This window comes from Microcoleus sp. B4-C1 (assembly GCF_036705285.1).
In the GTDB taxonomy this organism is placed as follows: domain Bacteria; phylum Cyanobacteriota; class Cyanobacteriia; order Cyanobacteriales; family Microcoleaceae; genus Microcoleus.
Genome location: NZ_JAUBUC010000009.1, coordinates 77,836 through 96,892 on the forward strand (window position 1 = coordinate 77,836; position 19,057 = coordinate 96,892).

Genomic DNA, 19,057 nt, shown 5'->3' on the forward strand with positions numbered 1-19,057 from the left:
GCATTATCAGATTAAATTGATATTTAGAGATTATTTAGGTTATAAATTATTTCTTGAGAACGCTTGAGCGCAATAGTAGCAATCGCAGATAATAAGGGAAAATCATCGTCATAATCTGCTTGATTTCGATATCGGCGCAACACTGCTAAATTATCGGCGATTAATTGATATCTTGAGTCAGGATTAATATCAAATTCTTGCCAAACATAGCGGTGAATATCGCTAGTTTTTGGCAGGGAATGACCTTGTTTATCTCGCAAATAGTTCCGCGCTAAGATAAAAGCAGCATAATAGGAACGACTGATAGCATCCCTCAATCGCGCCTCCTGTTCAGCAGGAATAGTTGCTTGACCAGCAAGTTCTTTTGCTAAATTTAGGTATTGCGACCAATCAAAACTCATCAGTATATTCCAAAATCGTATAAAAATGCTCCCGAATTTCATGGGATAATCCCCTAGACCAATTTTTACGCAATTCGTCTTCTCTATCCATTGCTTCATCGGGAGCGAGGTCTGTCAAGATGATTGAGAGAACCAGATGAACATAGTTAGGAATTTCGGGGTCATTGATGACTTGAAGTAATAGTTTTTGTTCGGGGAAATAATTGCTAATCTGAACGGGTGCTTCTAGCACAACGGGAAGTAAAAACGGATATTGGTTGATAAATTCAATAACTTCTGTTTTGTCTCGGAAAATGTATGATTTTTCTATGGTTTCGATGTCTGATTGGGAAATGAGGAAAGGCGCGACTCTTGGTGCTGATATCTTGTCTAAAATTAAGGATGCTATGGCATTTTGTTCTGCTTCGGGTAGTTGAGAGACGGTGGCAAAAGTTTCTGCTAATAGGTTATTCATTTTGTAAATCTCCTATGCGACTATTCGTGAGAAAAATCAATATTTCTAATTATAATCTGTTCGGCGGTGAATCTGAAAAAAAAATTAGTTTACTACGCTGGAACCCATCCTAAATCAGCACCAACTCCTCCGTAAATAAACCAGACTATTTCCGCAGACTTGTCTCTACAGAAAGCATTGACACAATGACAGTGATTTTCCCAAACAAGACTTACGCACAGGTGACCAGAAACCGGTTTTTTTGCGATATCCTTCGCTGTACTCCACAGATTAAGTAAAAAACCCGGTTTCTTTGTCGGGAGTGCATCCACGAGTGCCAAAAAATAAATCGAGTCGCCAGAGACGACGAAAAAAGTGAAAAAGAGAAAAGAGTAAAGAGTAAAAGGGCAAAAGAGCAAAGAAGAGTCCTCACGGGGAAAACTAGGACGACGAAGAAACCGAAGCAACCGCCACGCGAAAACCCCTGGGCCCCGACGCGAGGCCCGCCGAGCCGAAGTGACAATCGGCACTACGGCAAGCGAACGCATCGTAGTTCCAGGAACCGCCACGCTGCACCCGGTAATTACTATCTCCACCACTTTCCCAAGCACTACCATCAGTCGGCGCACCGTTATAATTATTGTGCCTAACATCTTGACACCATTCCCAGACATTCCCGTGCATATCATAAAGTCCAAAGCTATTAGGCGGAAAACTACCTACAGCAGTTGTTTTCTCACGAGAACTTCCCTTCGGTGCTGAACCGTAGGGATAATTGCCGTCATAATTAACTAAATCCGGGGTAATTGTCTCCCCAAAATAAAAAGGTGTAGTGGTTCCTGCACGACAAGCATATTCCCATTCTGCCTCACTAGGCAGTCTATAATTGCGTCCAGTAAGTCGAGATAATCTTGCACAGAATTCTATAGCATCATCCCAATCTGCTTGCTGAACAGGGAAATTACCTCTAAAATTAAAAGGATCAGGATAAACCTTGAGGTCAATCTTGACTTTCAGTAAAGCTGCCACAGCGCGCCATTGAGCCTGAGTCACCTCATATTTTCCCATCAAAAAAGGGGCCACATTAACATTATGCTGCGGCCCTTCATCGTTATATCGTCCTGCTTCCGTATTGGGGGAACCCATGACAAAACTGCCACCAGGAATTGCCATCATGTCTAAAGTTATGCCCTTGGCGATAGTTTCTGTAAAAACCTGTGCTTGACTTTGGCTGCGCTTGGTGATTTCCCCCGTTGAATTCACTGTCACCGTTTCAAATTGAACTGTTTTTAGGGAATTTGACGATACTTTTGGCGATGGAGTTTTTGGTGCTGGTGGTTCTGGTTGTGGGGTTTCTGGAGGTGGTGGCAACTGAGATGGTATATCGTCGTTGGGTAATATCGGTGACGATGGCTCATTCGTTGAAGTTTGAGGCGATTTGTTCCCCAAACTTTGATACACAACTAAACCGATAAGTCCTAATCCAGCCAAACCGACGAATTGTAAAAAACCTCGCCTTGTCGGTGGCGGCGGTGGTGTTGGTGTCGGTGGCGGTGGCGGTGGTGGCGGTGGGAGAGGCGACGACAAAGATAAAATTGCTTGCAATGCTTCCCCTGCATCTTGATAGCGCTGACTGAAATTATCGCGCACCATTTTATCTAAAATATTCGCTAAATTATTGCTAACTTGTGCCTGATTTTGCCAAATAACTTCTCCCGTCTGCGGATCTTCTGGTAAGGTATCAGGAGGTTGACCAGTCAATGCTTGAATCCCAATCATCCCCACTGCATAAATATCGCTACACAGTTTAGGTTTGCCCTTCGCTTGTTCGCTGGGCATATAACCCGAAGTACCAATACCAACGGTGAAGCTAGTTTGTCCTTGAGCATTAACAACCATTGTGCTAATTTCCTTGACCGCCCCGAAATCAATCAAGATAATTTTACCATCTTGGCGACGCATTATATTAGCAGGTTTTAAGTCGCGATGAATCACATTTTGCTGATGAACAATGGCTAAAACTTCTAATATCTCGTGCAATAATTTAATAGTATGGGATTCGCTTGATTTTTTACCGAGAATCAGTTCTTTGGTAAGGTCATGTCCTTCGATAAAATCTTGCACCAAATAAAATTCGCCATTTTCCTCAAAGTGGGCGGAAAGGCTGGGGATTTGGTCGTGTAGCTTACCCAATTTATACAGCGTTTGGGCTTCTTTGTCGAATAAGCCTTTGGCAATTAGTAAAATGGCGGGATTGGGGTCTTTCGGTTTAAGATGTTTGACAACGCACTGGGGCTGTCCGGGTAGGTCTAAATCTTTAGCGAGGTAGGTGTCGCCAAAACCGCCTTGTCCCAAGTCTTTGATAATTTGATAACGATTGCGGAGAATACGACTCGTCGGCATAGTTTTCAGGGAATGCAGTGCAAGTTAGGATATATTGTCGCACAAAAAGTAATGAGATGGTTAAAATCAGAATCGTTTCCACAATTATACTGTTAGTTAGTGCCAGTTGTTCATCTCCCGCACAGGCGCAAAATGCCGCACAAGCCAAGCCAAATAATTCTTTAGTTCAAGTGCAGCCAACGCGAGAACAAATTCTCAATGCTTGCGTGCAGAATCAGGCTGAAACCCTGCCAAATCCTTTTACCGATGTACCTTCCAATCACTGGGCTTACAAAGCTGTTTTGACAATGTATTATTGCGGAGCTTACCGAGAAGGGACGCCACCTGCTTTAATTAAAGAATCACTGGAATCGGGACCTCCTATTAGAGAAAGTTTGCCTTCCCGATTCCCTTTTCCCTTCCCATTACTATGATTTTAAAACTCAGCTGCAGGCAACGCCACAACAAATTCTCCCTGCTTGCGTGCAGAATCAGGTTGAAACCCTGCCCACTCCTTTTACCGATGTACCTTCTGATTGCTGGGCTTACAAAGCTGTTTTGACAATGTATTATTGCGGGGCTTACCGAGAAGCGACGCAACCTGATTTGCTGACAAACCGCCGATTTATAAAAGTGAATGCAAAGAAGGTGAATTATACAAAAAAGTGACTATTCAGATATCAAATGCTAACAACACTAATTCCTGCGGTCGCGGGCGATTCCAGCTTTTGCTTCACCACAATTTGCACATCGCACCCTAACGCATTTAAAAATCGAAACAACCTTTCTGTTGAAAAACCTGTCAGCTTTCCTCTCATCAAGGCTGACACCTTTGGCTGGTCAATTCCTAATACTTCTGCTGCTTGAACTTGATTCAGTTTCCTTTGACTAAGGATCTCGGTTATCTGGCGTACCAGTTCCGCCTTCATCAGCATTTCATCAGAATTAGGCAGACCCAAATCAGCAAATATATTGCCACTACTAACTTGAATATCGATCTCCTTACTCATGATTTCGCCCTTTTTTACCTGGTCTTAGTTATTCCTGAAAAAGTAGTGATAAGAAGCCGTCTATTTCCAGCTTCTTTAGAAATATAAGCACATCTTATCACTACTAATTCCATTCTTACTTACTCTTGAACTCTTCGTAATGTTCTTGAGCTAGTTTTAGCCTTTCTTGGATTAACTTAATATCTTGTTGCGGTGTAGCAATTCCTTTTTTAGACTTTTTCTGGAAAGCGTGCAAAACATACACTGTATCTGCAAACTTTACCGTGTAAACAGCTCGATAGGTATCCCCATCATAGTCATCGGTAATTTCTAAAACTTTTGCACCTCCAAACCCTTTGAGAGGTTTAGCAGATTGGTGTTTTCCTCCTGTTTGTGCTAGATACAGAGCATAGCCCATTATGCCACGTACATCTTCAGGAAATTCTTTAAGATCGTTCAGAGAACTTCCGATCCATAGAATATCTTTGGGTGATATTTGTCTCATGTTTAGAATATTTTCTCAAGATTTTTTTTCTCATGGCATTGATTGTGTTGTTTACGACTACACTTCCATTATGCTAGATTTAGCATAATGTGTCAAGAGTTATTCTCAAATAAATATCAATATTAAAACTCAGCCCGAACCGTAAACGAATAATCTCCGCCCGGTTCAAGCTGATAATCCCATTTTTCCAAAAAACGGTGCAGCGGTTCCTGAATCAATGCCCTACCCTGAGAAGGTTCAAGTATCAGTGTTTTTTCTGACGTGAAACGCCACTGAAACTGCCACTCAAAATTGCCGGCAGTCACTTCACCCTCAATCGTGCCTTTTTGCCAAGATTGGCCAGTAACCCGGACATATGCAGTTGTTTCAGGCAAACGTCTCGAACTCACCTTTTTGTTTCCGCGTTTGTTTCTGCAATTGTGCGACTATTGTAAAGGCTCATGGCTTTTTCTACTCCTTGGTGCAGGCTTAGTTCCACAGCTTCTACAACCAGTTTAAGCACTTTCTCTACTAACTGACTTTCCTCTGAGGAAAATTTTCCTAAAACGAAGGAAATCGTATCTTTCTCATTTTTAGCAGCATCGTTTTGAGGTTTGCCGATGCCAATCCGCAAGCGGGGAAATTTGTCTGTGCCCAAATGAGAAATTGTCGATTTCATGCCGTTGTGCCCGCCGGCCGAACCGGCAAGCCGCATTCTCAATTTCCCGATCGGCAAATCCATATCATCGTATACTATTAATACCGACTCCGCAGGTATTTTGTACCAATCCGTCGCCGCCCGAATCGATTGACCCGACAGATTCATGTAAGTTAGAGGTTTGAGTAGCCGGATTTTCTGTCCCCGCGGCCGGTTTCCCTCGCCAAATATGCCTTGAAATTTGCGATTTTCCGACAGGGAAATCTGCCAAGATTTAGCCAAGGCATCGACAGCATTAAAGCCTATGTTGTGTCGGGTGCGATCGTATTTAGGTTCGGGATTTCCCAACCCAACTATTAGCTGGGGAATCACTAACTCCGCTGGTGTTTCCGACTTCTGAGTGTTATTCATTTAAATGTCTGTGCTATCTTCCTTGGGAGTAGTCGCCGTGAGTTTTTCAGTTGCCGGTTTGCTGCTAGTTGCTACTGCTTCTTCTAACTGCTTAGCTTCCCGCGTGAATTCCGACTCAAAATCCCGCGAAGCATCTTGAAAGCCCCGAATTGCTTTCCCCATACTCCGACCGATTTCAGGTAATTTTTTCGGGCCAAATACCAATAGGGCGATCGTAAAAATAACTGCCATTTCGGGCAAACCTATGCCAAAAATATTCATAGTTTTTCTCCTGCAATTTGTTTAGTTACTTCTTGTTTATTTATGGCAAAAGTAATCGGAAAGGGTAAGGAAAAACGGGAAAACTTAGCTTTTACCCTTTCTCCTCAACCCTCAGCTTTTACTTTTAGCCTTACTGTTTTGCGATCAATTTTTAGCGGCCGAGACTCGACCAATCCATATCCACACTCTCCAGAATCAGAGAAGAGTTGTAGATTTGCAAAATAATCAACAAGAACACGAAAAACAGTCCAATGAACACGCTCATCAACAGCGTGGTTCCCCAGCCGGGGGCTACCTTGCCGTATTCCGAGTTAAGGGGTTTGAGTATATCTCCTAACCAAGTCCGTTGTGCCATAAGTCACCTGCAATGAATCTCTACAGAAAAGTTTGACATATTTCTACCGCTAATTGCGATCGCAATTTCTCAGAAATGCCACCGGGGGACTCGCAAAACGGGGAGTGGGGGCTGGCTGCCATACCGTACAGCGCCTAAAATCACGAGACTTTCAGACGGATTGTTATTTTTTGTAATATTATAGAGTGGAGCACTCATAATCGATCACAAATATGGAACCCGCAGCAGTTCTCGGCATTTCTCTCGGTGTGTGTCTGGTGGCCATCACCGGTTTCTCGATCTACACGGCTTTCGGCCCTCCCGCTAAGGAATTGAGAGATCCTTTTGAAGAACACGAAGACTAAAGAAGAAGGAAGGCACAACACGGATTCGGACACGGATACACGGATGAATTTAAGTGTGTTTCCAGATATCTCCTATTCTCGGTCTCTCCCTCTCTCCCTGGTAGATATTCTTCTAGGGGCGGGAAGGGAGTGATGCTGTGAGGCGATCGCCTGTCGCCTACTCGTCAATGGTATATTTTTCATAAATACAGTAAATCTCTATTCCATTTAAGCTAAAAATTATCAAGTTTCAGGGCAAAGCATAATGGGCAATACATTTGGGCATTTATTTCGGATATCGACATTTGGGGAATCTCACGGCGGCGGTGTGGGAGTAGTAATTGACGGTTGCCCGCCCCTGGTGTCGATCGACGCATCGGAAATTCAAGCCGAACTCGATCGCCGTCGCCCCGGCCAAAGCAAAATTACTACGCCCCGCAAAGAAGCAGATACCTGCGAAATTCTGTCCGGGGTGTTTGAAGGCAAAACTTTGGGAACGCCGATCGCAATTTTAGTCCGCAATCAAGACACTCGCCCCCAAGATTACGGCGAAATGGCGACAACTTACCGCCCTTCTCACGCTGATGCTACCTACGATGCTAAGTACGGAATTCGTAACTGGCAAGGCGGAGGTCGCAGTTCGGCGAGAGAGACAATTGGTAGAGTAGCAGCAGGGGCGATCGCTAAAAAAATTCTCCAACAAGCAGCAGGAGTCGAAATAGTCGGCTACGTCAAACGCATCAAAGACTTAGAATGTGTCGCCGACCCGGACACTGTTACCTTAGAACAAGTAGAAAGCAACATCGTCCGCTGTCCAGATGCCGAATGTGCCGAAAGAATGATTGAACTGATCGAAAAAGTTCGCGACAGTGGAGATTCGATCGGCGGTGTAGTCGAATGCGTCGCCCGCAATGTACCCAAAGGTCTGGGAATGCCCGTATTCGACAAACTTGAAGCCGACTTGGCCAAAGCCATCATGTCCTTGCCCGCCAGCAAAGGCTTTGAAATAGGTTCCGGGTTTGCCGGGACTCTGCTCAAGGGCAGCGAACATAATGATGAATACTATACTGATGATAAGGGTGTAATTCGTACAGTGACGAATCGCTCTGGCGGAATTCAGGGTGGCATTGCTAACGGCGAAAATATAATTTTGCGGGCGGCATTCAAGCCGACTGCGACAATTCGCCAGCAGCAGCGCACAGTTACCCGAGAAGGCGAAGAAACGCTGCTGGCTGCCAAGGGACGGCATGACCCTTGTGTTTTGCCAAGAGCTGTGCCAATGGTGGAAGCAATGGTAGCTTTAGTGTTGTGCGACCATCTGCTGCGCCATCACGGACAATGTGGAACCTTAAAGCCTGAATTTTAAAATGGAAATCAGCTTGTCCTCAGTAGCGGCAAATCCCGTTGATTGCCCTCAACCCTCCGAATCAATAAAAGGTATAGATGATTTTGTAGTACAGTTTTGGGGCGTGCGGGGCAGTGTTCCGACACCCGGACAGGAAACTGTTCGCTACGGCGGCAATACTTCTTGTTTGGAAATGCGAGTCGCTGGCAAACGCTTGATTTTTGACGGCGGAACAGGCTTGCGGATGCTGGGAGACCAGTTGGTGCAAGAAATGCCGGTGCAAGCTTATATGTTTTTTACTCACTATCACTGGGATCACATTCAAGGTTTCCCGCTGTTCGCCCCAGCTTTCATCCGCGGCAATAGCTTTGATATTTACGGGGCGACTCCGCCGGATGGAGATTGCATGAAAAGGCACTTCGTTGAACGGGTGCTCCACTCGAATTCGCCGGTGCCGCTGATGGGTTTGCAGGCAGATTTGAATTTCTACGAACTCAATCACAACCAGACGATGATGCTGGATGATATTGAGATTAGGACGGGTTCTCTGAATCACCCGAATACTGCTATGGGATATCGGGTGACTTGGCAGGGACGATCTGTGGTTTATTGTTCGGATACTGAGCATTTTCCCGATCGGCTAGATGAGAATGTCTACAATTTAGCCCTCGACGCTGATGTGCTGATTTACGATGCGATGTACACAGACGAGGAATATCACAACCCCAAGTCTCCGAAGGTTGGTTGGGGACACTCGACTTGGCAGGAAGCGGTGAGAATGGCTAAGGAGGCGCGGGTGAAACGAGTGGTGATTTTTCACCACGATCCGGCTCACACGGACGATTTTCTCGATCGCATCGCCGAAGATGTGCAAATCGCTTTTCCGAAGGCTGTCATGGCCCGCGAGGGTCTGATTTTGCCGATCGGCTTCTGAAAAGTCGCCCTTGCCAGAGCGATCGAACCATCAACCGATCGAACCATAATTGTTATGTGAATATGTGGATCTGGGGCGAAACCAGCTCCACAATTTTTTTGAATACGCAGCAAACTCTTAACTGCATGGTATAATTCTTGCTTGTTAAGTTTTTAGGCAGATTATTTAAGGTTTTTTTTATTCTTCAACCGCGTCCGCAAGACGCCAAGACGTAAGATAATTGGAGGATTGCCAAGGGTGAAAAGGAGACAGTTTTGAATGTCAACAAACACGGGGAGGCGAGGCTCTCGCACGCCTGAGTGCTAGTCTGAGGCCAGTAGACTTCCAGAAGCCTTGTTACAGATTAATTATTAAGGACAAAAACTGAAGTTATAGCTCGGATCAAATAAAAGCGCGATCGGTTTTTTGGGCTCATGAATATTGACAACTCTCAAAAGCTAATAGCTTTTAGGTACAAACTGAGAAAATTTTCAGCAGTCAATTTGACTAACCAGAAAGAAACGATCGCTCTGGCGTTTGGCAGTAGCTGCGGCAAGCGAATGTTATGACTTGACTATCAAAATGGGAAATTTACGTTTTAGATCTTCAGCACATCAATACAGATGGATTGCCCTAGGCAGTTTTGCTGTAATTATGGGTATTTCAGGCGCCCTGGCCTACCGCCTCGCCCCGCCCCCCGGATTCATGGCTCAAGGCACTCTCAGTTCTAATAATCCGCCAGTCAAATTTTCGACCACGGGCACGACAATTCTCAAGCAGGGAGAGCAACTCACCCCGGAGGTTCTCCTAGCAGATAATGTTGTCAAAGCAGTGGCAGATGCAGTTAAGCTGTCGCCCCAGCAAGTTCGACAAAATGCTATTGTCAAAATTTCTAAGCCGGAACAACCCCTAGAAATTGTGGTTGGGTATCGCTCGCTAGATCAGGAGCAAGCAATCAAAACGGCGGATATGTTGATGAAGGGCATGGTTGAAAAAAGCCGCCTGATTAACAGATATCGGTGGCAATCAGTCAATCAGTCGCTCAACCAACGCTTGGCACAAGTCACTCAAGACCTGAAACAAGCTCAGCAAAAACTCGACCAATACGAAAGAGAGCGCGCTCGCCTGTTGCAGCAAATGAAGCTTCAGCAAGACTTTTACAATAAAACTCAGCTTGCAATGGCGGATACGCAAGCGTCGGAAAAAGAAATGGTTAGCAGTTTGGCCGCCGCTACAGTGCCGCAAATTGTGGCGACGCCTACGAGCGATCCGACAGTGCCTCTGATTTTGGGAATTGGCTTGCTGTTAGCGATTTTGGTCAGCCGCGGTTTGATTCCTTCGGTGGCGGATTGGAGGTACAAAGCAGCTTTTCAGCGAGAAGAGAGCGAAAGGCTCCAAAGTGCTTTGTACCGATTGATCAAAGAAGGCCGGGGCGAAATCACTCTGGTGCGGTTTGCGATGGAAACGCGGCTGTCGCCGGATGTCGCTCAGCGTTTTTTGAACCAACAAGCTGAAGTTTTTAATGCCAATTGCGAAATTAAAGACGACGGCAGCATCTTGTATCACTTCCACATTTAAAGGGCTGGGGGCGATCGCGCTTCCCAGAAAAATTTAGCCGATCGGGCCCTCACTGCTCGATCGGCTTGTTTGTTTCTTAATCTGATATCTTGCACCATTGTCAGCAACAGGCAAGATGCCTGTTCCACAAGAAAATTTATATGTTGTGGAACAGGCCGAAAAGCCTGTTCATAAAAGACTAATGGAGAATGGTGCAACATCTGAGTTAATAGGATTATATCAGGTTCGGTCGATCGACTATCCTCCTCTAGGTAGGCGCGGGTTTACCGGATCTATAACTTATACTACTACTACAGATTTTGGTGAACCCGCCGACGCGAGCTGGCGTTGCGGTGATTTTACGTGACATAATATTAGGCTCAACCCGGTTTCTTAGCTTGTAGGATGCCCCGGAGCTAAAAATTGCTCGATCGACAGAGGTGTTGAATAACGTAGAACACCCGAAGATTGTGCCAGTGCGTCCCAGACTGGCTAAAAAATATTTTTTTTGTGTTCCGCTTGCTTTTTTCTTAAATATATGTACACTTATAAAAACTAAGTAAATCTACGGTTGCTTTTTACCGGACTTACCGGATTAAGGGTACTTTATCCTTAAATATTTCTTAAGGTAGAGCTCAACTCAGTAGAAATGCTGTAGTATAGAACAATAAGCGATTCAGGGATGTTATGTAGTTTCACATCAGAAACTCGATCGGGCAAAAGCCTAGAATCAAACTCCCCGACTGAAAGGGTACATTTTCATATTGAACTTTTGTAATCACCTAGAGGCTAAATCATGATTTTGGGAATAATTGGTTCAACTTTCGTAGCTTACTTTTTGCTAATGTCGGTAGCTAATTACGGCGACACTGGAATGTAGATTAGTTAAGGCACTTATGCACGGAGACATAAGGCAGCAGGCAAAAAAAGCTGTTTGACAACTTCTTGACAAGTTCGATTAAGTCTCAGCTTCAGCCAACTCTGTCGTGTCACAGTAGTGTCTGATCAAACAAAAAAATGGATGAAGGAGTCGTTAAGTACCGTTGTGATTGGGAAGAGGCAGGCCCTGTAGCTGCCACCAACATAGCAGATTTGATGGACTGGCGCGATCGGCTCCACTCTTGGGGATTAATTGGCGTCTACGAAAATGGCATAGGGTTTGGCAACGTCAGTGTCAGACTCGGTAATTCTTGCCAATTCGTGATTTCGGGAACCCAGACTGCACACTTGAGGAATCTGGGACCAGAATCATACTGTACTGTTACCGAATTTAACTTAGAAAAAAATTTCCTCGGCTGCCGGGGCCCCGTACAAGCTTCGTCGGAGTCCCTGACTCACGGGGCCCTGTACCTTCAGAGAGAGGATGTGTGCGGGATAATTCACGTCCACAATCCTAAGCTATGGCAGCAACTGCTGTTTAAGATTCCTACTACTAGAAAAGAAATACCTTACGGCACTCCCCAGATGGCCTTAGAAATGTTTAGACTTTTTGAGGAGGAGAATTTGGCAGATCGCAAAATGCTGGCCATGGCCGGTCACGAGGACGGCATTATCTGTTTTGGCAGCACCTTGGACGAAGCTGGCCAAGTGCTTTCTGCTGTGACTGGTTACACATGAGAGCTTGCACTATTCTCATAAAAAGCTAAGAAACCGAGTTTATTGACAAAAAACCTAGGATTTTCCCTGTGTCTATGGCAACTGAGATGTTGCGCCAATATCAATAGTCCTTAATCCTTTTTTGGGCGGGTTCTCCTGCCCAACCCCTAATCCCCACAAAAAATTAATTCTTTGTGGAACAGGCATCTTGCCTGTTCTTGATAATGGTGCAACATCTCAGTGCCAAGAAACTAAGGTGATGACGTGGATGCCTGATTTGAGTTAAACTGAGCTTTACCCTTGACATCGGGTGGCTGGCTCGATTTAGCCTCATAGGTTCAAAACTTTTGAAGTGCCTCTTGCCTCTGCGGTAAGGGGGAGATATTTTTAAAGAGAAACAGATTATATAACAAAAGCTGAGAGTCATCGTGAATCAAACTAAACTTGTAAGCTCCAAAGAACTGCAATCAGAGGTATCTCGTCTCACCGAAGAGCTGCAAATGCGCGACCAATTGGTGCAGCAGTTGTCTCAAGAACTTTTCAGGCTGGTGAAGGGCAATTCTAGTTTTGTGCCTGCGCCGGAAGTTTCCGATCGCCACCAAGCTCAAATGCAGGCAATGCGGGAACAACTCCAAGCTGTTGAAGAACAGGTGGGTTTTTATCAGGAACAAATCGCCGAACGGGATGCTGAGGTTTACCAACTGCGGCAGTCGGTGCAAGAATTGACGGATCGTTCTCGGATGCTAGAACAGGTAGTGCAGGAATTGCCGGGGGTTTACCGCCAGAAGTTTGCCGAGCGGCTCGATCCGATTAAGGAAAAGTTGGATCAATTGCAAAAGGAAAACCGTCAGTTGCACACTGAGTTGCAAAGCGTAACTTACCGTCTCGCGGTGCGGAGCCGCAAGGCTAAGGGCCTGGATCTGCCGAGCGTCGATGAAACGGACGATCGGGGAATTCAAATGCCGAGCTTTGGCAATGTCTAAGGTTTTGATTGTCGCGGGTGGTGACAAAGATCCGGCCGCAAGTCTCAAGGCGGCGATCGCTCAATCTCATCCTTTAACTGAAGTCAATATCTGTGGGGTTTCTGAACTCCATTCTGGCGCGATCGCTCCGGGTGGGGCGATCGTTTGTCCTTTGACCCTGGATGTACCAGAAAATCTGGTTTTTCCGGCTCAAGATGTGTTTCGATTTTGTGGCAATGTTTCCGCAGCGCGCGATCGAGTGTCCCAAGAGTTGCTTTTTCCCGTCGGTGGTGGCAATTTTTGGCTGCCTGTGGTGTTGACGCCAAAGGGCCCACTGTATGCTGAGGCGATCGGTGGGGAACCTTCTAAGCAGTCGGGCGAGTTGAGTTACTCTCAACCGGTGCATTTGTCGGATGTTTGGCGACAGCAGTTGTATGAGTTGGCTTACCGCTTGCTGAATCTTTTAAATGCGCCTCCGGCGACTTATTTGATGCAGTTCGGGTTTGTAGGGGAAAGGATTTGTTTCGATCGACTTTGGCCTTTTCCGGCTGCACCTGCGATCGCTTCTGTCGGCGTTCAAGTGCCGGATTTATTTCTTTGTCATTGGTATTGCTTGACAAATAAGCCTATTTATGATATACAAATTAGCTCTGCGGTTGCTTGAAGTCTATGGGAAACTTGAGATTTGAGCTCGGCAGATCATTTTAATCAAGCAACTAAAGCCGGAGTTTCAGTGGAGATAACTTGCTCGAAACTGTCGAAGATTTCAAAGAGTTGGTCGAGTTGAGTAATTTCAAATATTAGCCTGACTGTTGCTGAGAGGTTGCAGATGACGAGGCGGCATCCCCGGTGGCGGGCGGCGTTGAGTCCCCCGACTAAGGCGCAGATCCCCGAACTGTCGATGAAATCTACGGCGGCCATGTCTATTACCCAGAGTTTGTGGCGATCGGGCACAATCTCGGCTAGCTGTTGCTGGAGGAGGCTGCCGGCTTGGGAGTCGAGGCAGTTGTGAGGTTGAAGGACGATGGGTGGGTTGAAGTTGGGAGATTCCATAGCAGTTATCCTACGATCGTAAAGTATGAATAAGTTAGTTTAGTTGCTGACTCTCTTGAGAGACTCAGGGGATTTCAGCGTATGTTTTAGGATTGGCGATCGCCCTTGTGGGAATCGGTGGGGAGAGCCGTTGTGATAAATTTAGGAGGAAAACTGGCTGGCGATCGCGCGGAACGCAACTGCAACAATTCTCTACTTATCTAGTATGCCTGAAAGGCTAATGTTTAGTTGGATCAGCGATCGCGACAACAGTGTGTTTTTCATCACAGCGAAAGATTGCACTATTGGCTGAATCGAGCCAATATATAAATGTATTGAGCTTTGCAAAAGTTTACGAAGGCAGTATCGAATGTCTTTTGAGTTTTTATCGTTAGAGACTATTCAGCAGTTTGCGCGTGATTACGGCTACTGGGCAGTATTTCTGGGAATTTTGCTGGAAAATCTGGGAGTTCCTCTTCCAGGCGAGACAATTACGATTGCTGGCGGGTTTTTAGCTGGCAGTGGGGAACTGAATTACTGGTTTGTGCTCGGCAGTGCGATCGCTGGTGCTACATTGGGGGGAAATTTTGGTTATGCGATCGGCAGGTACGGCGGCTGGCCACTGCTGCTGAAGCTGGGACAATTTTTCCGCTTTCGAGAAGAACAACTGTTTGACTTAAAAGAACAGTTTAGCAAAAATGCAGCTAAAGCCGTATTTTTGGGCCGTTTCATCGCACTGCTGCGAATTTTTGCTAGCCCCCTAGCGGGTATTGCAGAAATGCCTTTTTGGAAATTTTCGCTGTTCAATGTTCTGGGTGCTGCAAGCTGGGCATCTGTAATGGTGAGTTTATCCTACTTCTTGGGACAAGTTGTGTCTTTAGAGAAATTGGTAGCTTGGGCTGCTCAATTTGCGGTATTTGCTTTGCTGTTAGCAGTTGCTTGGATTGCAATTCCTATTTGGTTGGAGGCGCGGACTTTGGACAAGACTAAGTAAGATTGGTGGTTAGACTTTTTGCAAGAGTTCGGGATTTTCTGTTTTTAACCGCAGATAAAAGCAGATGCAATGTATTTTTGCAATAAGTCTATCTAATCATTCGTAGGTTGGGTTAAGCGAAGCGAAACCCAACTATCTAGCGAAACCCAACTTTCTGGGAACCTCAAGTTGGGTTTCGTTCCTCAACCCAACCTACAACTTTTTTCCTTTTAGTCAGTTCGCTAACATAGATTTATAATAGTAAAAATCAATTATATAATAGATAAGAACTATGGGATACACTACAATTTTTGACGGAACATTTCATTTAAATAAACGGTTATTAGACAGCGAAGCTATTTACTTATTAGAGTTTTCTCGAACTCGACGGATGAAGAGAAATTCGGCGATTTTGCAAAGTATTCCCGATCCGGCGAGAACAGCGGTGGGTTTGCCTGTGGGCGAAGAAGGCTGCTATTTTGTCAATGAAAAATGGGATGAAGACTCCGAAATTTCTGTTGTTAATTACAACCGCCCGCCGAAGACTCAGCCCGGATTGTGGTGTAAGTGGATTCCTACTGCTGACGGCGGAGGGATTAAATGGAGCGGCGTAGAAAAGTTTTATGATTATGTCGAATGGTTGCAGTATCTGATCGACAATTTTCTCAAACCTTGGGGTTATGTTTTGAATGGCGAAGTGAATTGGCAGGGGGAAAGAGAAGAAGATATAGGTATAATTGTAGTTGCCAGCAATCTGATTATTTTGCCAGAAGGTGCTGAGGAATTGTTGAGGTATGCGGTGTCGCCGGTATCGGTGCCAAAGTTTGTTTGGGATTGTTTGAAGGCGGTGCAAGCGGCGGGATTTTCTTTGAGGGATTGGAAGGAGGTAATTGATAAAGCTGTGGAGTTGGGACACGGGGAAGCTGCACTGTGGATCAAGCCTAATTTTGACAAGTATTTTGATGGTATGGAGCGGGGTTTTGAGTTTGAAGGAGAGGTGATTGAAACAAAAGATGAGGATTTGTGAGCGGTAGTTTCGATTTGACTTACGCATGGTGGCTCAGAAACCGGGTTTTTTACGAAAATACTTCGCGACAGCCCGCAGATTCGGGAAAAAACCCGGTTTCTGCCATAGGAGTGCGTAATGCCTGTTGATACTAAGTCAATTGCGGATATGCTATTGATTTTGAGGCAAGTTTCACCGCAGCACGTCTGAATAACCAGAAGGACATTGTAGGTCGGGAGAATTAGTAGATATCGGTGTTCCTGGAAGCTCTTTTGATGGTTGATTGCTTTCGCAAAGTCTAGATTGTGTAGATGTAGATTCGTCATTAGGGCTTTTAATTAAAGAAACTATACCTGTATAGTTTTTCAATCCATCTCTCTTGGCTAAACCGATTGCTTGCACCCAACGATTATCATTACTCAAGACAATGCTATACGAATAATTTTCTGTTTCTGACTTAATACCTATTCCCAATTTTTCTATGCTAGATGCGAAACTGGCATACTCAGCGTAAAAAGCTTGTTGTGCTCTATTCATTGAACTAACATACTGTTTGGCTTCTGACTGTCTCGCCTTGTTTTGTTGATTTTGGAGATTAACTACTTGAACATTAGCGGGCAGTGTCGTTTGCTCAGATATTTTTTGAAAAATCCTTGCATTGGAACTAAAAGATGTGGGTCGAGATTCTCCAAGATTATCTAATTCTAAACGCAACTGACCATCTGCCGTTAAATCAAAAATTGTCCTCGCGGTAATTTTACCTCCTACTAATATATCCAGGTCTTTTTGTTGAGGATTTACGTTAGTCTGATACTCCATTTCGGTAGCTGAAGTAGGCGTCTCCAAAATAAATAACTTCCCTTCCTGCGTAAAGATTAATGTTACAGACTGACCAGAAATTTGCCCTTGCCATTGACCTATCAATTGTTTAGCAACAGAAATCTCAGGAGTTGCAGTAGCTAAAGAGGTTGACGTTGACGTTGACGTTGAAATTGAAGAAGTTTTAGGATTTAGTAAATTATATAATCCAAAGCCAGCTAAGCCTAACACTAATGTTGAGCCAGCACCAATTATAGCCCATTTCCAAGGCGCAAGATTAGAGTTGTTTTGAGGATTAGTCATAGTAATTACTTTGTGGTAGCTACAGCATAAACTGCCGATTAAATAGAAAATCAAGAATTAACTAAGGAGCAGACATAGTAAGAATGTAATCTGTTTCTCTTGCCTTGAACCCAATCACAACAATATAGTGACCAACACTCAAATTTCTTTTGATGATTGCGGGCTTATCTTTAAAAGCCGAGCGGTTCTCTATTCTACCGCTAATCACACCAGTACCACTTTGATCTTCATAAATAAACATTTCTACTTCGCTATTCACACCATCTAAAGACAAATTAATGTCACTGGGATTTGCCAGTTGGAAACGGTAATAACGCTGTTGATTTTTGGAGCTAACACTTCCATTTAGAGGGATAGTACCTTGAAGAAACTCAAGATTTTTTGCTTGGCTTGTATTATTGACAATCTGAAGTGAGTAGGGAGTTTCTCTAACCTTAGACCGAATAGCAACAATATAGTTGCCAACACTCAATTGTCTGTCAATAATTCCCATTCTAGAATTAATAGCAGATCGGTTCTCTATTCTACCGCTAATCACACCAGTCCCACTTTGATCTTCATAAAGAAACATTTCTACTTCGCTATTCACATTACCTAAATATAGAGTGATATTACTTGGATTATCTATTTTAAAACGGTAAATACGTTCTTGATTGTTAGAGTTGAAATTCCCGGTGAAGGTACAAGAACGATTTAGAAACTCAAGGTTTACGGTACTGCCATTTTGCTCTACTGTGCAAGGCTTTTCGTCAGCAGATAGTTTTACTGGAGATGGCGATGGCGAAACTGGCGCTGGAGTTTCCGGTGCAGGAGAAGAAGTGGAGGTTGGTGATGAAGAAGGAGTAGAATCTGGTTTAGGAGAGTCAGGTGAAGGCGAAGAGCTAACTGTGGTCGGTGGAGCTGGAATGACAGGTCTAGGTTCTGGTGGATTTGAACATTTCAAAATACCAAACCTACATAGAACCTCACTTCCAACAAGCCAGGTTCCTATATTTGCTATATTTGCAAGCGCAACTAAAGCGCCTGCAATACCTCCCAAAACTATAGCAATCCCTATTCTTCTTGTAGGTCCGCTAGGGCCTCCACTACCGCCACTACTGCTACCAGTTCCACTGCTGCCACTACCACCGCTACCAGTTCCACTGCTACCAGTTCCAGGGCTACCGCTACCGCCGCTACTACCAGATGACATTAATATCTTCCTCTTCTACTAAGAATTGTTGTTCAGTCACATTGCTTTCTAATAACTAGCCTGATGTTGTTGAGAACGACATCAAGCTAGTACCGTTGATTTTTGCCGAGTTCCACCTAATCATCTTTTATATTTAAGTTGCTGACAGTGAAGGTATTGAATATATTTTCTAAACCTCCATTACTGAATACTAATCCTGTTAACGCCCAACTTCCATCTGTATAACGAGAAAATGTAGCTTCTCCTGCGCCCGAGTAGTTGACTTGTCTTTGTTCCGTTTTTATCCTTAAATCTGATACCTGTAATGTAGCTACAGCAGTATTATCTTGATTTTCCCGAACTCCTACTACCTTAATTGTCCCATCAGATTGTTTCCACTTATTAACCATTTTTTCTGCTTTACTTGCAGACAGGGATTTATCTTGTTTTATCAAGTCACAGCCAGTAGTTAAAGTAGACAATACTCCTACACTACCAATGTAAGATAAGGTAATTAAACTGAAGGTTAGCAGTTTTTTACTTAACATGAAGCTTCCTATTAATTAATTATCAGCAATATTTGATCGAGGCTGGGATCTTCTATGAGACTCCAACACAAACACTGTTTCTGTTGATTACATTCCATATTATCAAATCCACATCTGTCTTAAGAGTCAAAAAAG

At 44.5% G+C, this 19,057-nt stretch carries 26 protein-coding genes; 12 read left to right on the forward strand and 14 right to left on the reverse strand.

Annotated elements, in window-relative coordinates:
• Nucleotides 1–23: 23 nt before the first annotated feature.
• The 3 genes from QUB26_RS05680 to QUB26_RS05690 all read right to left on the reverse strand — a co-directional run bounded on the left by QUB26_RS05680 (nucleotide 24) and on the right by QUB26_RS05690 (nucleotide 3,237).
• Nucleotides 24–401: a HEPN domain-containing protein gene (locus tag QUB26_RS05680; protein WP_333237615.1), complete on the reverse strand. Its 378-nt coding sequence runs from the start codon at nucleotides 399–401 to the stop codon at nucleotides 24–26.
• Nucleotides 391–855, reverse strand: a complete 465-nt coding sequence (locus QUB26_RS05685; RefSeq protein WP_333237617.1) for a hypothetical protein — start codon at nucleotides 853–855, stop codon at nucleotides 391–393. The genes QUB26_RS05680 and QUB26_RS05685 overlap by 11 nt, the downstream gene beginning before the upstream one ends.
• Nucleotides 856–1,275: 420 nt before the next feature.
• Nucleotides 1,276–3,237, reverse strand: coding sequence for a bifunctional serine/threonine-protein kinase/formylglycine-generating enzyme family protein (locus tag QUB26_RS05690; protein WP_333237619.1), 1,962 nt, complete (start codon nucleotides 3,235–3,237; stop codon nucleotides 1,276–1,278).
• 56 nt (nucleotides 3,238–3,293) lie between these two features.
• Here QUB26_RS05690 and QUB26_RS05695 point away from each other — a divergent pair, with 56 nt between their 5' ends.
• The gene (locus tag QUB26_RS05695; protein WP_333237621.1) at nucleotides 3,294–3,650 is read left to right on the forward strand and encodes an S-layer protein; all 357 of its coding nucleotides are present in this window, start codon (nucleotides 3,294–3,296) and stop codon (nucleotides 3,648–3,650) included.
• Nucleotides 3,651–3,896: 246 nt separating this feature from the next.
• Here QUB26_RS05695 and QUB26_RS05700 read toward each other — a convergent pair whose 3' ends face one another.
• From QUB26_RS05700 to psbH, 6 genes are all read right to left on the reverse strand, one after another.
• Nucleotides 3,897–4,226 (reverse strand): helix-turn-helix transcriptional regulator, encoded by a 330-nt coding sequence (locus tag QUB26_RS05700; protein WP_333237623.1) that lies wholly within the window; start codon nucleotides 4,224–4,226, stop codon nucleotides 3,897–3,899.
• A 115-nt stretch (nucleotides 4,227–4,341) separates the two neighbouring features.
• On the reverse strand, nucleotides 4,342–4,710 hold the full coding sequence (locus QUB26_RS05705) for a type II toxin-antitoxin system RelE/ParE family toxin (RefSeq protein ID WP_333237625.1): 369 nt from the start codon (nucleotides 4,708–4,710) through the stop codon (nucleotides 4,342–4,344).
• Nucleotides 4,711–4,832: 122 nt separating this feature from the next.
• Nucleotides 4,833–5,099, reverse strand: coding sequence for a DUF3146 family protein (locus QUB26_RS05710; RefSeq protein WP_332958583.1), 267 nt, complete (start codon nucleotides 5,097–5,099; stop codon nucleotides 4,833–4,835).
• Nucleotides 5,096–5,758, reverse strand: a complete 663-nt coding sequence (pth, locus tag QUB26_RS05715; RefSeq protein WP_332958584.1) for an aminoacyl-tRNA hydrolase — start codon at nucleotides 5,756–5,758, stop codon at nucleotides 5,096–5,098. Before pth ends, QUB26_RS05710 begins: the two co-directional genes overlap by 4 nt.
• Nucleotides 5,759–6,019, reverse strand: coding sequence for a TatA/E family twin arginine-targeting protein translocase (locus QUB26_RS05720; protein WP_333317065.1), 261 nt, complete (start codon nucleotides 6,017–6,019; stop codon nucleotides 5,759–5,761).
• Between the two features lie 151 nt (nucleotides 6,020–6,170).
• Complete coding sequence (gene psbH / locus QUB26_RS05725) at nucleotides 6,171–6,374, reverse strand: photosystem II reaction center phosphoprotein PsbH (protein WP_015176007.1); 204 nt, start codon at nucleotides 6,372–6,374, stop codon at nucleotides 6,171–6,173.
• A gap of 212 nt (nucleotides 6,375–6,586) precedes the next feature.
• On the opposite strand from psbH, the gene psbN reads away from it, so the two are divergent.
• The 5 genes from psbN (at nucleotide 6,587) to QUB26_RS05750 (ending at nucleotide 10,533) form a co-directional block, all read left to right on the forward strand.
• Nucleotides 6,587–6,718: a photosystem II reaction center protein PsbN gene (psbN, locus tag QUB26_RS05730; RefSeq protein WP_190742515.1), complete on the forward strand. Its 132-nt coding sequence runs from the start codon at nucleotides 6,587–6,589 to the stop codon at nucleotides 6,716–6,718.
• A 244-nt stretch (nucleotides 6,719–6,962) separates the two neighbouring features.
• The gene (gene aroC, locus QUB26_RS05735) at nucleotides 6,963–8,063 is read left to right on the forward strand and encodes a chorismate synthase (RefSeq protein ID WP_333224666.1); all 1,101 of its coding nucleotides are present in this window, start codon (nucleotides 6,963–6,965) and stop codon (nucleotides 8,061–8,063) included.
• A gap of 1 nt (nucleotide 8,064) precedes the next feature.
• Nucleotides 8,065–8,976, forward strand: coding sequence for an MBL fold metallo-hydrolase (locus QUB26_RS05740; RefSeq protein ID WP_333237631.1), 912 nt, complete (start codon nucleotides 8,065–8,067; stop codon nucleotides 8,974–8,976).
• 413 nt (nucleotides 8,977–9,389) lie between these two features.
• A complete protein-coding gene (locus QUB26_RS05745) occupies nucleotides 9,390–9,524 on the forward strand; it encodes a hypothetical protein (protein WP_333211349.1) in 135 nt (44 codons plus the stop codon).
• Between the two features lie 85 nt (nucleotides 9,525–9,609).
• The gene (locus QUB26_RS05750; RefSeq protein WP_333054592.1) at nucleotides 9,610–10,533 is read left to right on the forward strand and encodes a hypothetical protein; all 924 of its coding nucleotides are present in this window, start codon (nucleotides 9,610–9,612) and stop codon (nucleotides 10,531–10,533) included.
• Here QUB26_RS05750 and QUB26_RS05755 read toward each other — a convergent pair.
• Nucleotides 10,530–10,661 carry a hypothetical protein gene (locus QUB26_RS05755; protein ID WP_333317067.1) on the reverse strand — a complete coding sequence of 44 codons (132 nt, stop codon included), beginning with the start codon at nucleotides 10,659–10,661 and terminating at the stop codon, nucleotides 10,530–10,532. The genes QUB26_RS05750 and QUB26_RS05755 overlap by 4 nt on opposite strands.
• Between QUB26_RS05755 and QUB26_RS05760 the strand changes: the two genes are divergently transcribed.
• From QUB26_RS05760 to QUB26_RS05775, 4 genes are all read left to right on the forward strand, one after another.
• A complete protein-coding gene (locus QUB26_RS05760) occupies nucleotides 10,649–10,879 on the forward strand; it encodes a hypothetical protein (RefSeq protein ID WP_333302628.1) in 231 nt (76 codons plus the stop codon). The genes QUB26_RS05755 and QUB26_RS05760 overlap by 13 nt on opposite strands.
• Nucleotides 10,880–11,529: 650 nt before the next feature.
• Nucleotides 11,530–12,129: a class II aldolase/adducin family protein gene (locus tag QUB26_RS05765; RefSeq protein WP_333237634.1), complete on the forward strand. Its 600-nt coding sequence runs from the start codon at nucleotides 11,530–11,532 to the stop codon at nucleotides 12,127–12,129.
• Nucleotides 12,130–12,536: 407 nt separating this feature from the next.
• Complete coding sequence (locus tag QUB26_RS05770; protein WP_333317069.1) at nucleotides 12,537–13,091, forward strand: Npun_F5560 family protein; 555 nt, start codon at nucleotides 12,537–12,539, stop codon at nucleotides 13,089–13,091.
• Nucleotides 13,084–13,734: a hypothetical protein gene (locus QUB26_RS05775; RefSeq protein ID WP_333317072.1), complete on the forward strand. Its 651-nt coding sequence runs from the start codon at nucleotides 13,084–13,086 to the stop codon at nucleotides 13,732–13,734. Before QUB26_RS05770 ends, QUB26_RS05775 begins: the two co-directional genes overlap by 8 nt.
• A gap of 44 nt (nucleotides 13,735–13,778) precedes the next feature.
• Here the strand turns inward: QUB26_RS05775 and QUB26_RS05780 are convergent, their stop codons facing one another.
• Entirely contained in the window at nucleotides 13,779–14,123 is a 345-nt protein-coding gene (locus QUB26_RS05780) for an STAS domain-containing protein (protein WP_333250509.1), read from the reverse strand.
• A 349-nt stretch (nucleotides 14,124–14,472) separates the two neighbouring features.
• Here QUB26_RS05780 and QUB26_RS05785 point away from each other — a divergent pair, with 349 nt between their 5' ends.
• Nucleotides 14,473–15,096: a DedA family protein gene (locus QUB26_RS05785; RefSeq protein WP_333167522.1), complete on the forward strand. Its 624-nt coding sequence runs from the start codon at nucleotides 14,473–14,475 to the stop codon at nucleotides 15,094–15,096.
• A gap of 271 nt (nucleotides 15,097–15,367) precedes the next feature.
• Nucleotides 15,368–16,102 carry a hypothetical protein gene (locus QUB26_RS05790; protein ID WP_333237641.1) on the forward strand — a complete coding sequence of 245 codons (735 nt, stop codon included), beginning with the start codon at nucleotides 15,368–15,370 and terminating at the stop codon, nucleotides 16,100–16,102.
• Between the two features lie 171 nt (nucleotides 16,103–16,273).
• Here the strand turns inward: QUB26_RS05790 and QUB26_RS05795 are convergent, their stop codons facing one another.
• The 3 genes from QUB26_RS05795 to QUB26_RS05805 form a co-directional block, all read right to left on the reverse strand.
• Nucleotides 16,274–17,203: a type IV pilin-like G/H family protein gene (locus tag QUB26_RS05795; RefSeq protein ID WP_333317074.1), complete on the reverse strand. Its 930-nt coding sequence runs from the start codon at nucleotides 17,201–17,203 to the stop codon at nucleotides 16,274–16,276.
• A gap of 61 nt (nucleotides 17,204–17,264) precedes the next feature.
• Nucleotides 17,265–18,395, reverse strand: a complete 1,131-nt coding sequence (locus QUB26_RS05800) for a hypothetical protein (protein WP_333317076.1) — start codon at nucleotides 18,393–18,395, stop codon at nucleotides 17,265–17,267.
• A 116-nt stretch (nucleotides 18,396–18,511) separates the two neighbouring features.
• Nucleotides 18,512–18,922 (reverse strand): hypothetical protein, encoded by a 411-nt coding sequence (locus QUB26_RS05805; RefSeq protein ID WP_333156328.1) that lies wholly within the window; start codon nucleotides 18,920–18,922, stop codon nucleotides 18,512–18,514.
• Between the last annotated feature and the right edge of the window lie 135 nt (nucleotides 18,923–19,057).